We start from the raw sequence: 14020 nt of genomic DNA on the forward strand, positions 1-14020 counted from the left end.
CAGCCTATGGGCTGGTTAAGCCTTCATAGGTTGGGGGTTCATTGGTCTAACCATTGGTCCAACAACATAAAAGAGCGGCCTGCATTTATAGCATTTTCCATAGCTCAGGGGCGATTAATCGAGGGAAAACATCCAGTGGAGGTTTCTCTTTCTTTCGTTTGTCATTGGTTAACACCGTAACAAGTTCCAGCTCAGGGACAATATATACATACTGACCACCAAATCCTCGCGCGTAATAATAATGGAGGTTGGGTCTGTCGTTCTCAGCAGCAATATCTTCGGCAACAGACCTTTCATTCGGATAGACATCGACCCACCAATGCCAAGCATAACTGCCGTAATTAGGTGGGCTGACTGTAATGAATGGCTGCGTTGAACGGGTAACGAGATGACTAGAAATGAGAGATTCACCCTCCCACATCCCTTGCTGTAAAAAGAGCTGGCCGAATTTCAGCAGATCTGCGGGCAACATCTTCATACCGAATCCGCCAGTATGAACACCTTGTGGGTCACTTTCCCATTCATAGTCCTTAATTCCCAGTGGGTCGAAAAGATAACGTTCTGCGAACGCGGCTACGTTCATACCTACATTTTGCATCAGAATAGCGGATAGGATCTGTGATACTCCTGAGTTGTACTCCATATGTGTACCCGGTACATGACTTAACCGTTGTTCCAACGCAAAATCCACCCAATGATCGGTGCGGGTCATGCGAGGAAATGAATTCTGCCCGCCGAACTCATCCCAGTTGAATCTAGCTGTCATGGTGAGTAGTTGTTCCAGTGTGATTGCTGGCTTACGCGGGTCAGGATCGGATGTCAACTGTGGGAAAAAGGTAGAGATTGGGGCTGATGCCTCTGGCAACAAGCCTTTATCCATCGCTATACAGATGAGTGCGGATAGCACACTCTTGGTACAGGAATTGATTTTTGCAATATCGGTCGCAGCCTCTTGGTTGCGGTAGTGTTCGTACATAAGCTCACCGCGTACACTGACGAGGCAGCTTCGCAGATCCAGCGGTGGAATGATCTGTTGTAACTTGGATGACAGTAATGAAGGATTCATAGTGTCCTTTCTGTACGGTTGATTTGTAATAGAATTTTGAATTTTGTAGAAATAGGTGTCCATTATCTTAGCATATTCCCGAGGTAGGGCTCAACAAGCGTAAATGTTTTGCTTGAAAAATCAGCTTGTAAAAGCTGCGAGTTCATCATGTGAGTAGTATATTTCAGAAGTAAGGGTGGTATATCATGCTTCAACAGTTACTGACTTATTTTAAGGCAAATCCTGAATTCTCAATCGTTACCACTATTGTTTGTACAGCTATTATCTGGCTTTATAAAGAGTTTAAAGTCATGATTGAAAGAGATAATCAAAATAAACTGGCGAGGATTCAGAAGCGGATGGATTCATACATTAAAGTTGAGGCTGCCATAGCTAGTATTTTAGCTCAACCCGCCAACGCAGGAGTGCTTCAGAACTTATACGATAAATTTGGTGAGTGTAGTTCTTACTTTTCCGAAGATATACGCGCTTTGATAAGAGAGTATTACACTAGGCAAGATGTTGCCAACCTAGTAACGATTATGAGTTTTATGAAAATTGAAATTAGGAAGTTAGATAGCCAAAGAAATAAAATAGAATCTCAAGATGTTTCGGGCGATGATTTTGATTCCATTCTTCGTTTATACAGACCCTTGAAACCCATTTTACTTATTATTTTGTTGTTCTTTGTTACTATAGGGTTCCTATTGCTTGCCTTATTAGAGAACAGTGTATGGAACAGATTATTTTTAGGAACTAGTTTTGTAACAACATCGCTAAGTGTAATGTTTTTATTCGCGGTTGTTGTAGTCTGGAAGAATGGTGAGTTATATATTAGAGGGAAATTGGAATCATCTCTTAAACTCAGCATGATGTTTTCTCCTCTTTTGATACTTCTTGATTGGAGATTGTCTGTTCTGTCATTAATTATTCAAATTGTTGCAGGTATACTGATAGCTAGGAGTATGAAAACAAGGCTGATCGTAATGTAAAAGTAATTAAACATTAGGAGGGTACACCTTTGTTCAAAATCGGAAATCAAGGATCGTTCGAAACGCTTCCTGATCAAGCTAGGGCAATATATGAGGGAGACACCGGTGCTGTAGAACAATTCATTAAGCAGGGCATGGACCTTGAGGAAGAGATTACACTCAGTAAATACATAGCATTAACGCCGCTCGACCTTGCCTTAATCTGCAATCAACTGGAAGTGGTTAAGTTGTTGGTCGAGCATGGAGTTAACCTGAATGTGAAAAATAATCCGGCGATCCTGAAGGCGGTTAGATATTGTGGAGAAGAAATGGTGCGATACCTGTACCAGCAAGGTGCCAAGTTAAATGGACTTAATCGGGTCAAATCCAGTGCATATGATGAAGCCTACTATGGTAACAAAAAGAATATAACCGTGCTGAATGAACTGGGGTTGGATATTCGTAAATATGGAGGCAAAACGTTACGCAAGGCAGTAGCAGATCACGATATGAAGACAATTCAGTACTTGCTGGATCAAGGAGTGGATGTCAATTACAATGAACCGGATATGGTATACCCGTATAAGGCGACACCTCTCACGGTAGCTGCAAGACTTAATAACATGAAGATGGTTCGATATCTGGTGGACCAGGGAGCAGATGTGACCATTCAGGAGAAGGATGGAGAGCGAGCGTACACGATCGCAATGAGTCAGAAAAATGAAGAAATGGCTGAATACCTAAAGGGGAATGAACCTCAAGAATTTCATGATATGAGCAACAAATTGCATACATTGAAGTCTTATAAACTTCCACAGCAACTTATTGATTTTCTAACTAGTGGACCCCGAAGAATAGACTTGCCAGATAGTGAATCAGGCATCCGATATATAGAATTCTTTCATCTGATCGATACCGTAGAGATGAAGATGGGCAGACAGAAGCTACTGCGTATTTCTTCGGATATCGATCAATACTCACATATCCTGATTGTCTGGAATCCGAGCAAAAAAATGATGGGATATGCGGATATTGAACATCAAGAACATGGAACGATAGCTACCTTTGAAGAGTTCATGTTAAATCCAGATACAGCTATAGAGGATATCCTGAATTAGATGGAGTAACACGAGAATTCCATGAACCTCTTTCCTATGATCATAATGGAAGAGGTTCTTTACTATTATGAACATGTTAATATAGGAAAATTTTCGTATGAAAAAAAGTATGATGGTGTCTGATAAGTTTTAAATGGTAAAATACCGAATTATGTTATAACCGTGGCGACAAATACCATGAATACTGCTTTGATATCATCTCACCCATCCCCATCCTGAACTAGAGCAACTCAGTTCCAATGAAAATGAAATTTGGCTTATTTAATGAAACGTTTCGAATTTATATTTATAAATTATCTTTATGATAATCAGAATTTGTAAGCGTTTTATTTTCTTGTTTACGGAAATGGGAAATTTATGATAACATATACACGAAACGTTTCGAATTCATTTGAAGGGAGAACATCATGAAAAAAGTAAAACTATTCAGCTTCATTTTAACTTTTTGTCTGTTCGCTAATCTAGCTTTAAGTCCGATGGCCTTAGCAGGTGAATCAAGCAATTTAATTGGATTTCGAGCAGAATTGAAAGCGATTGCATATAAAACCTATTCGTATTTTGAGGATTATACGGATCAGAACACTGGCTTGACTTACGATGAAGTTCGGCTCACTGAAAAAGGGACAGAAGAAGCTAAACGTACCTCGCCCACGAACATCGCCATGTATATGATGAGCACCGTTTCAGCGCAACAATTGGGTATCATTTCGAAGAAAGAAGCAGTACATCGCCTGCAAACGACTATCAATTCCCTCGAAAAGTTAGAAAAGTGGAACGGCCTATTTTATAACTGGTATAACACAGATGACGGTACAGTGAAGAAAGATTGGGGACAATTTATATCCCAAGTCGATAATGGCTGGTTATCCGCTGGTTTAATTGTTGTTGGGCAAGCCTATGAAGAACTTCATGGGGCAACAAGCGAGTTGGTCGAAAATATGAATTATACTCCGTTATATGATCCTGAAGTCGGTCAATTCCGCGGAGGCTATGATGTGGCTAAAGGTGCACTGACGGATCACCATTATGGAATGTTTTACACGGAACCACGTGTAGGCAGCTATATTGCCATTGGGAAAGGTGATGTTCCCCAAGAGCATTGGTGGAAGATGTATCGCACATTACCTCAAGAATGGGATTGGCAAGCTCAGATTCCTCAAGGCAAATCCGTTAAGTACGATGGAGTGGATGTGTTTGAAGGAAGTTATGTATACAAGGATAAAAAGTTCGTGCCAAGTTGGGGAGGCAGTATGTTTGAAGCTCTTATGCCCGGTATGGTTATAAAGGAAAAAGACCTAGGTACTCAAGCTTTGGGATTGAACAACCAGCGTCATGTTGAATTGCAGATCGAATATGCCAAAGAAAAAGGGTATGCCGCATGGGGGGGTTCACCTTCTGCAACGCCGACAGGTTACAGTGAGTTTGCAGCAACGCCGTTAGGGACCTCAGGTTATAAAGATGGAGCAACGGTTACAGCACACGCAACATTCCTTGCCCTCGATTATGCCCCTGAAGCTGTTCGAAAGAATATTAAAGCTTTAAAAAAATTCAAAATGTTTGGCAAGTATGGGTTCTATGACTCAGTCAATGTTGAAACGGGAGAACTCGCAAAAGCTTATCTGGCACTGGATCAAGGGATGATTATGGTGTCGATCGCTAACTATCTTCAAGACGGCGTTATACGCGATTATTTTCACAGTGATGTGATAGGGCAGACGCCAGAAGAATTGTTGAAAAAAGAAGTGTTTTCTATTCAATAAAGGGGAGGAAAACTTGCCATACCGATTGTTTGAACGGAACGAAGCAGCGTGTTTTCTGCTTCGTTCCGTTTGCGTTTGTCGAACCGTTTCTTAGTTCCAAACCTCCTATCCGTAGCGAGAACCGCCAAGAGCCTTCCGGTAAACTTGAGATGTTTAGGCTGGGTGAAAGGAGTGGTTTCTCTCATGAATGATGCAATGACTTAGAGTTGTATTGGTCGTTATCAAGATCCTATAGAGAAGAATTTTTCTTCGTATTTAATACCTCAAATGCCTCTGTCAAAAAATCCATGGTATGCTTAGGGATCAACGACTCATAGGGTTTTACGTTTATATAAAGTTCTTCGTTCTTTTCTTCGTCATGGAGAATCAGTTGATTTAATTGGGTATTTGTAATGATATCCTTCAACTGTTGCTGTATGGAAGGATGATCTGGTTTAAGATCGTGTAGGGTAGCTCGATGGACAAGCAATACCAGATTGGATAATTGTTCATCCAAGTAAGTTTGCTTAGAGATATCCTCTGGGAACACCTTTTCAATAATATCCGCAGAAACATAATTTCGAAGTAGCTTTTTTTGGTCCTCCTCAACACGCATCGAGTTCATAAGTAGCATGAGCAATTCTGAGTTTAATTCATTGAATTGATCTTTTTCCTTTAACCGTTTTATTCGTTTAATTAATGCCAAAGAACAATCAATAGCTTTTCTCCTATGTTTAAGCGATTGTTCTTGAACTTTAATTATTTCATCAAAAGAATATTGCGGATTATCCAAACCGGCTTTAATCTCGTTTAATGAAAGTCCTAGATTTTGCAACAATTGAATTTCATGCAGCCTTTTAAAATCCTCATTTATATATACATGATGATCATTTTCGTTCTTTTGTGAGGGAACCAATATGCCAAGTTGTCGATAATGTCTTAACGTACGGACTGTTGTGCCCGCCAGCTTTGCAAATTTACTCACTGTTAATTGCATCTAACGTCCCTCTTTTCAAATAATCAGTTCTTGTATTTTCGTGCCAGAATAATTCCAATAGAAATATTATAAATGACATGGGCAAGGATTGGGGGAATTAACGACCCCGTAAAATAAAAGAGTAGAGCAAAAATCAAACCATTTACAAACACAACGATAAGGACACCCGTAGCTCCTCTATATTGAGGAACGTGTATTATCCAGAATAGAAAAGTGCTTATTAGAATGACGATCCAATCCACGAACAAAGAGTATCCAATAAATAATCCGATCAGGACCCCTCTAAAAAAGAATTCTTCAAATATACCACCTATCGCTGTTAAAGCTATACCACTTGGTTGGATCATTATTTTTTTAATCATATCTGACCCTTCGGTTTTAGGGAGTTCTGTTCTTGTTCTGATAAATGTAATTAGGACAATCGTAGTAATAAAAAGACTGGCAATAAGACCAATGATGATTACGGATAATAAACTAATCTTGTTCGGTATGAATAAGGAAGCTATAAATGGCAACATTTCTCCCCACTTAAATAAACCAATAAAAATAAATCCAATAAATAGAAAGGCTGATTGCGTTAGTAATGCGATCAACAGTATTTTGTAATGTTCCTTTGCATAGGTCTCAGACATAATGAAAACTCCTTTATCACATTTTTTTCATTGTAGATTGTGACGTAACGTCCTCCGCAACAGCTTTTTTTATCAAAATATGATCAGCTACTCATAACAAAAGTTTGAATTCTTGCTCGGTGATCACAATATGTTTCTTTTGCAACGAGGAGGAGGTTCGTAATTCACATATTTACAGCCTTGCTCCATCTGCAACCATCCACATCAAGGCTAAACGAAAAGTACCGCAGTAGCGCGGTTTTACACACCCTATCGTGACAATGCAGAACCTACATATTTACCGTGTCATCTTCGTTTCTCTATACTTCGGATTGTAAGCGTTACCAAAATAGAGTCAGCAAGAATGCAAAGCAGCAACATAACCGTAGGTAATGAAAGGCATAGAAAGGAGTGAGAGAGTGAAGGAGAGTCACACAGTAGTATCCGTAAATCCTTCATTGAAGAAGAACTCTCTTGGCAAGAGAATTTGGAAAAACTGGGAGCTTTATCTGTTCATGCTTCCCGCGTTGTTGTATTTCCTTATTTTTCATTATGGCCCGATGTACGGCATTCAGATTGCTTTTAAGAATTTCGTACCTTCAAAAGGAATTACAGGCAGCGAATGGGTTGGTTTTGATCATTTTGAACGGTTCTTCAATTCTTATTTTTTCTGGGATCTGCTCTGGAACACATTCAGTATCAGCTTCTATGAACTTGCCATCGGATTTCCGTTGCCTATCATATTGGCGCTGGCCTTCAATGAAGTCCGCAACGGCCCGTTCAAGAAATCGGTCCAGACGGTCACCTATGCACCCCATTTCATTTCTGTAGTTGTCATGGCAGGTATGATCATTACCTTTTTATCACCCTCAAGCGGAATGATTGTCCGGTTCATCGAATTCATTGGTCTTGAACCAGCACAGTTTTTGACTGATCCCGCATGGTTTAAGACGGTATATGTATTCTCCGGCGTCTGGCAGAGCACCGGGTGGGGAACCATTATTTATCTCGCAGCCCTGTCAGGCGTAGATCCCCAGCTTCATGAAGCAGCCATTATGGATGGAGCCAGCCGAATGAAACGGGTGCTACATATCAATCTGCCGACGATATTACCCACGATTACGATCATGCTGATCTTGAATATGGGTAATATACTGGGTCTTGGTTTCGAGAAGATTCTGCTGCTGCAGAATTCACTCAATATGGAAGCATCCGATGTAATTTCCACCTATGTATATCGCGCCGGATTGGTGAACGCTCAGTATAGCTTCTCAACGGCTGTCGGATTGTTCAATTCGGTTGTCAACGTTATTTTGCTTGTTACGGTCAACCAGATCGCCAAACGCACCAGTGAGAACAGCCTCTGGTAGAAAGGAGTTGAAGTCTTTGGTTACTGCGATGAAAGAATCTCGGGGGGACAAGCTTTTCCTGATCAGCACTTATATTTATCTGGGTCTGGCAATGTTGGTTGTTCTCTATCCGCTCATCTATATTCTCAGCGCTTCAATCAGTTCGCCACAGGACGTCAATTCGGGAGCGATGTGGTTGTTTCCGAAAAATGTAACACTGGACGGATACAAGCTTGTGTTTGAGAACCCAAAGATATGGATTGGTTACTGGAACACCATTATCTACACAGTGGTGGGCACTCTGCTCAATCTCGCCGTCACTCTGCCGGCCTCGTATGCGCTCAGCAGATCTGATTTTGTCGGGCGCCAATTGTTCATGGGCCTCATTCTGTTCACGATGTTCTTCAGCGGCGGAATCGTGCCGACGTATCTGCTGGTCAAGAATCTTGGACTCATGAACAGCATGTGGGCATTGGTCCTGCCAGTGGCCGCTTCGGTCTGGAATATCGTCGTAGCCCGTACCTTTTTCCAGACGACCATTCCGAAAGAACTTCAGGAAGCAGCGCATATTGACGGCTGTACGAATCTAAAGCTGTTCATTCGCATTGTTCTACCGCTGTCGGCACCGATTGTAGCCGTTATGGCCCTGTTCTATGGGGTTAGCCACTGGAACAGCTACTTCCCGTCTCTGATCTATTTAAATGATGAAGCGAAGTATCCGCTGCAGATGGTTCTGCGTCAGATCCTTGTTCTTCAGGAAATGACAGCGGAAACGACGGGCTCTTCCATCAACGGCGAGGTGGCGACCGCCATGAATAATAAGGCAGAAACGGCATCCCTGATCAAATATGGAGTCATTGTTGTCTCCACACTGCCCATCGTGGCAATTTATCCGTTCCTGCAGCGTTACTTTGTCCAAGGGGTCATGATAGGCTCTGTTAAAGGTTAAACAGCTAAAATGTGATGAAATCAAGGGAGGAATTATAAATGCCAACCACACGTAGGTCATGGAAGCTTCTGTTATCTTCGGCTTTAGTTATTACATTATTGGCAGGCTGCAGCAGTACAAATGAAGGTGAAGCGAACAACAATCTCGGAAAAGTCGCTGTGAACAATGAAGGTTTCCCGATTGTTAATGAACCCGTTACTTTGTCGCTTATGGCGCCAGATGTAGGGATTCAGAACTGGGAGAACATGGCTGTGCTTCAGCAGATGCAAGAGAAGACCGGTATTAAGCTGGAATACAAGAACGCACCGAAGGATAGCTTCGAAACGAAGAAAAATCTGGTGCTCGCCAGTGGAGATTACCCGAATATCCTCTATGCTGCCGGTTTGACAACTGCAGAGCAGATGAATTACGGAGAGCAGGGTATCCTCATTCCACTGGAGGATCTGATTGAAGAGTATGCTCCGAATTTCAAGGCTCTGTTGGAGGAGAATCCGGATGTCCGCAAATCGATAACTGCACCGGACGGGCATATCTATTCCTTGCCAGTAGTAGAACTTAGCCAGCACTGGTACCGCAATCCGATGTGGTATAACGGAGACTTCCTAAAGGCGCTGAATATCGATAAACTCCCCGAAACGACAGAGGAGCTGTATACCTATCTGAAACGTGTGAAAGAGGAAGATCCCAACGGTAATGGCATAGCTGATGAAATTCCGATCTCCTCGGTGACTACACCCGCTGCGAACCTCCGCGATATCCGTACATGGCTGCTGGGTGCCTTCGGCATTTATGAAGAAGAAATTTATGTGGACGATGCGGACAAGGTGCATTACACACCGCTTGAAGAAGGCTACAAGGAATATTTGACCTATATGAACCGACTGTGGTCTGAAGACCTGCTGGATCATGAGAGCTTCTCACAAACAGCGGAGCAAAAAAAGGCCAAAGCACAGAACAATCAAATCGCCCTCTTTTCGGACTGGCATGCCTACATGAGCAAAGGTGGAGAGCCTTCGACGGCAGATCCCATGTTTGCACCTGTCCACAGTGAATCAGTTGCTGCCCCAGCGATTGCAAAGAACAGGGGGATTACAAGCGGTGCCTTTGCTATTACGCAGAGTAATCCTGCGCCGGAAGCCTCTATGCGCTGGGTGGATTATCTCTATTCTTATGAAGGTGCCATGTTCTTTAATAAAGGTCCAGAGGGCACTCTCTGGGAGTACACAGACAAAGAGAATCGGGACAAACGTTACTTGCCAGTACCGGACGGTAAGGAAATGGAAGATTATCGGGCAACTCTGACACCTAACTACGGCATTCCCGCTCCAACCCTGTCCATGGATGATATTAATAAGGGGCTGAAGACAGACTTTGACCTATGGGTCGAAGAGGAGACCAAGCAGAAGCTTCTCGATAAAGGCGCACGGATTCCGTTTCCGACCCTATTCCTTACCGTGGAAGAGCAGACCGAAATCAGTGGCCTGAATTCTGATTTGAAGACATATGTGAATCAGATGGAGGCGAAATTCATCACTGGAGCGGAGCCGCTTACGGGCTGGGACAATTATGTGGCGACAGTCAAGAAAATGGGCGGAGAGCGTATGGTTGAAATCAATCAGGCTGCCTATGATCGTTGGAAATCCAACTAATCAGGTCCATGCGAAAACGCGTCCCTGAACATTCATGCAGATGCAGGAGGAATAGACATGCAAATTACGAGGCATCCGAATAATCCCATTGTTGTGCCGGGCGATTATGAATGGCGTAAGGTTACGGTTTTCAACCCGGCGGTTATCATCGATAACGGCAAATTTTATATGATTGAGCGTACCGCGGGTTCCCTAACTCCATGCAAAAATTATTTGGGTCTGCTAGAGAGTGAAGACGGGGTGAACTTTACGCACGTGAAGGATAAGCCCATTGTGACGCCAGACATGCTGGGATTCCCTTATGGTAGTGTGCAGGATCCGCGGATTGTCAAAATCGACGGAACCTTCTATCTAAACTACGCCCTTCGTCCCTGTGCCATGAGTTATTACCCTACCGGGGCAGGTGTCCCCCTTCGCTCTATTCCGGAATATCCGGACGGGTGGGGGGACGAGGCGGGACATTGGCTAACCCGGTCCTCCATATTGAAATCAGATAATCTGCTGGATTGGGAGTATGTGGCGGACACGACACCTCTTGATATTAATGACCGGGACAACATTCTGTTCCCTGAGAAAATAGGTGGCAAATTCGTACTGTTGCGCCGCCCTGAGGAATATGTAGGAGAAGCCTACGGTACGGATAAGGCGGCCATGTGGATTACCTACTCCGAGGATCTCGTGAACTGGGAAGAGCCCAAGCTGCTTGCTACCGCCCAGAACTTCTCCTGGGAATCAAGGAAGATTGGCGGCTCAACGCCTCCGATTCGTACGGACAAGGGCTGGCTGGTGCTCTATCATGGCGTCGATGAGGACATTGTCTACCGTGTGGGAGCCATGCTGCTGGATTTGGAGCAACCGGAGAAAATCATTGCCCGAACGCATCATTTTATTACGGAGCCAGAGATGTATTATGAGAAATTTGGGTTCCAGATCCCAAATGTCATCTTTCCGACTGGAAATGTGGTCAAAGATGGACTGCTCTATATCTATTATGGGGTAACAGATACGGCGATTGCTCTTGCAACAGTTCCGCTGGACGAACTGGTAGAGCACATCCTCCAGGAAGGGCAGTAGCTAAGCAAAATAAACCTTAGATGAAGCGTATCTTTTAATATAAAAATGTAGTGCAGAAAAGGCGGAAGCTCCACTAACTTAAACAGGTCCTTTAATAGTGGCTGCTCTCAGGGCATGTTCCTTGCGATACTGACCTGGTGTCAAACCGATTTCTTTTTTGAACTTGCGGATGAAATTTGGCGCATCCATGTAACCGACCTGTTCGATAATTTCTTTGAGGGGTGCGCTAGTGTTCTCCAGGAGCCGCATGACTTCATCTACACGCCGCTGCCAGATATATTGTGAGAAATTGCGGCCGGTCTTCTCTTTGAAGCTCCGGCTTAAATATGAAGTTGAAATGGCAAACTTAAGTGCCACATGCTCTAGGCTGAGTGTGTAGTCTGCAAACTGTTGATCCACGTAAACCAGAATATCATCCATTAATGTTGACTCGCTTGTCTTCGTATTCAGCTCCACCTGCGCGCAAATGTCAGCAGCCAGACAGAGCAAACGACTCTCCAGCTCTTCGAGTGTTTCAAAGGCAGTCAATTCTGACATATTGGCGAACACCTCGTTCATACCAAGCTCGGAGGCGGTGCGTAGAAAAGCGTTTAGCAGATCGAAACAGATGCAGCGCAGCAGGTGAACCTGTAATGGCTCATTTTTGATCATATGAATGGTCTCGGTAATCAGTTGCACGGTTACTGATTCGTTGCCCTGCTTAAGGCTCTGCTCCAGTTTCAGCATGGATTTGCGTGGAATCCAGAAGCTCTCGGAAGCAGAAGGGTTCAGCTCTGCAAGCTGCTCGAAATAAGTTACCTGACCGCTGTGTTGGATGATCCGGTGCTCCAGAGCTGTAGCAGCTTCAATGAAGGATTGGTTAAGACGGGCCAAGTCCCCGTATGCCGTGCCGACACCGATACTCAGAGATAGCTGCGAATGCTCGCGGATTACCAATTGAATGGCTTCAATTACCTCTTCCAATTGGTTTTGAATCGGCTTCTCCACATCACCGGGAAGTGAAATTATCAGAGCAAACTGCTCTTTGACCGAGAATTCAACGCCGAAGATCTGAGCACCGGTGCCTGGTAGACATACATTGCTAAGTATATCCTGCAACAGAAGGCGTTCCTGCCAGCACTTGTCGCCAAGCAAAGTATCATCCCAAGACAATATAGCCGAGAAATATAGGCCTTGTCCCTGAGGATGCCGGAATCCGGCGTTCAGAATCATTTGTTCGATCTCAGGATCATCCGGCTTGCCGTGCTTGAGTAACAGCAGCATGCACTGATTACGGACGAAGGGCTCCTGAAAATCAATTTTCGCACTGTAATTGTGTAGGGTCTGTCGTATCCATTCCCATTCATTGTGGAGCTTGGAAGCATCATCGCCGTTGCCTCTCATCTTGTCCATCAAATCTCTGATTGGATGGTACTGCCGTTTGGCTAGCAACAGCGCAGCAGCTATACCGGTAATGACAGTAATGCAGAAGACGATCAGGATCAGAGTCTGGACATGGGCGACACGGCTGAAGAATTGGAAGCTTGGCATGGTGGTTACATAGGTCCAGCCATTTTCTTCCGATTGAACAGAAACAACGGAGTATTGTTCTCCGTCCATCTTCAAATTATGGATACCAGGCGCAAGTGTAGCTAAGTTCTCAATTTCGTTCTGTGGAAGGCTGATGCCATGGCTGTTCGCGGTCAACACCTGTCCGGAGGGACTGAATATATAGCTGCTTCCTGAAAAATCACTCAAAATCGAATCCATGACCCCGGTAAGGTTGGATTCTTTCATTAAATATACAACGGTCCCATATGGAAAGGGGTCATTCGGTTTAACAGGCACAAGCATGACGAGCATCGGCTCCATTCGGGAATTAACCTTCACGTTCTCAGCGGGACGGACCAGCGGCTGTCTAGTTTCATTTAAGTCCTGTCGCAATTCTTGCAGATTCCAATGTTCGAATTGATAGAGGCTAGCAAAGGTGACATCAAGATTAGCCAAACCGCGGTGCGAATAGATGTGGGAATCATTATGGAAATAGAGAAGCAGATCCTCTGCAATGCTGCTGCTAGCTTTGTAATTGGCCAGCGCTTGAATCGCCTCCAAGCTGTAAAAGGGGTGCTTTACCATATAAGGGGTCAGGTGTTTGTCATAGGCGATTCTCCCCGCTATTTCCTGAAGTTCATTCATCCGGTTATCTATAGTGCTCTTCACCTGGTTAAGTTGATTGACATTTGATTGTTCAATCTCAACACGCAATCCCTTGACAGCGTTTTCATAAACAAAAATAGTTACACCTGTCAGAGGGATAAGAAATATGAGAATGTAAGAAAAGGCATATTTCAGCAGAAGCCTTGATTTGAAATGATTCCAGCTGAGCCTGAATCTGTCGAGCAAGGATGGCTTGAATGCGGAATTTGCCATGAAGCAGTCCCTCCAGTGTTAAAATATTCGGATTTTGAATTGAAAATCGCTGTTCTCTTCTGGATTACACTTGTGCTAGTATAAACATTATAACATTATAATCTTTGAA

Annotated in this window: 11 protein-coding genes; 7 read left to right on the top strand and 4 right to left on the bottom strand. The window is 43.6% G+C overall.

The features are described from left to right. Window positions 1–85: 85 nt before the first annotated feature. Complete coding sequence (locus ACX9NY_RS05355) at window positions 86–1066, bottom strand: serine hydrolase domain-containing protein (RefSeq protein ID WP_472477412.1); 981 nt, start codon at window positions 1064–1066, stop codon at window positions 86–88. Between the two features lie 185 nt (window positions 1067–1251). Between ACX9NY_RS05355 and ACX9NY_RS05360 the strand changes: the two genes are divergently transcribed. The 3 genes from ACX9NY_RS05360 to ACX9NY_RS05370 all read left to right on the top strand — a co-directional run bounded on the left by ACX9NY_RS05360 (window position 1252) and on the right by ACX9NY_RS05370 (window position 4894). After that, window positions 1252–2037: a hypothetical protein gene (locus ACX9NY_RS05360; RefSeq protein ID WP_472477414.1), complete on the top strand. Its 786-nt coding sequence runs from the start codon at window positions 1252–1254 to the stop codon at window positions 2035–2037. A gap of 29 nt (window positions 2038–2066) precedes the next feature. After that, window positions 2067–3134, top strand: a complete 1068-nt coding sequence (locus tag ACX9NY_RS05365; RefSeq protein WP_472477416.1) for an ankyrin repeat domain-containing protein — start codon at window positions 2067–2069, stop codon at window positions 3132–3134. Between the two features lie 407 nt (window positions 3135–3541). After that, window positions 3542–4894 (top strand): glucoamylase family protein, encoded by a 1353-nt coding sequence (locus ACX9NY_RS05370; RefSeq protein ID WP_472477418.1) that lies wholly within the window; start codon window positions 3542–3544, stop codon window positions 4892–4894. A gap of 229 nt (window positions 4895–5123) precedes the next feature. On the opposite strand, the gene ACX9NY_RS05375 is transcribed toward ACX9NY_RS05370, so the two are convergent. Together ACX9NY_RS05375 and ACX9NY_RS05380 are read right to left on the bottom strand one after the other, a co-directional pair. Further along, window positions 5124–5870, bottom strand: coding sequence for a MerR family transcriptional regulator (locus ACX9NY_RS05375; RefSeq protein ID WP_339256005.1), 747 nt, complete (start codon window positions 5868–5870; stop codon window positions 5124–5126). 23 nt (window positions 5871–5893) lie between these two features. Beyond that, window positions 5894–6502, bottom strand: a complete 609-nt coding sequence (locus ACX9NY_RS05380) for a CPBP family intramembrane glutamic endopeptidase (RefSeq protein ID WP_339256004.1) — start codon at window positions 6500–6502, stop codon at window positions 5894–5896. A 371-nt stretch (window positions 6503–6873) separates the two neighbouring features. On the opposite strand from ACX9NY_RS05380, the gene ACX9NY_RS05385 reads away from it, so the two are divergent. Genes ACX9NY_RS05385 through ACX9NY_RS05400 form a run of 4 tightly spaced genes read left to right on the top strand, consistent with a single transcriptional unit; the run spans window position 6874 to window position 11502 of the window. After that, window positions 6874–7851 (top strand): ABC transporter permease, encoded by a 978-nt coding sequence (locus ACX9NY_RS05385; RefSeq protein WP_472477420.1) that lies wholly within the window; start codon window positions 6874–6876, stop codon window positions 7849–7851. A 16-nt stretch (window positions 7852–7867) separates the two neighbouring features. Beyond that, entirely contained in the window at window positions 7868–8779 is a 912-nt protein-coding gene (locus ACX9NY_RS05390) for a carbohydrate ABC transporter permease (RefSeq protein WP_472477422.1), read from the top strand. Between the two features lie 38 nt (window positions 8780–8817). After that, window positions 8818–10428 carry an extracellular solute-binding protein gene (locus tag ACX9NY_RS05395; protein WP_472477424.1) on the top strand — a complete coding sequence of 537 codons (1611 nt, stop codon included), beginning with the start codon at window positions 8818–8820 and terminating at the stop codon, window positions 10426–10428. A 57-nt stretch (window positions 10429–10485) separates the two neighbouring features. After that, on the top strand, window positions 10486–11502 hold the full coding sequence (locus tag ACX9NY_RS05400; RefSeq protein ID WP_472477426.1) for a glycoside hydrolase family 130 protein: 1017 nt from the start codon (window positions 10486–10488) through the stop codon (window positions 11500–11502). A gap of 78 nt (window positions 11503–11580) precedes the next feature. Here the strand turns inward: ACX9NY_RS05400 and ACX9NY_RS05405 are convergent, their stop codons facing one another. After that, window positions 11581–13911: a helix-turn-helix domain-containing protein gene (locus ACX9NY_RS05405; protein ID WP_472477428.1), complete on the bottom strand. Its 2331-nt coding sequence runs from the start codon at window positions 13909–13911 to the stop codon at window positions 11581–11583. Between the last annotated feature and the right edge of the window lie 109 nt (window positions 13912–14020).

This window comes from Paenibacillus sp. CB74, assembly GCF_055687625.1.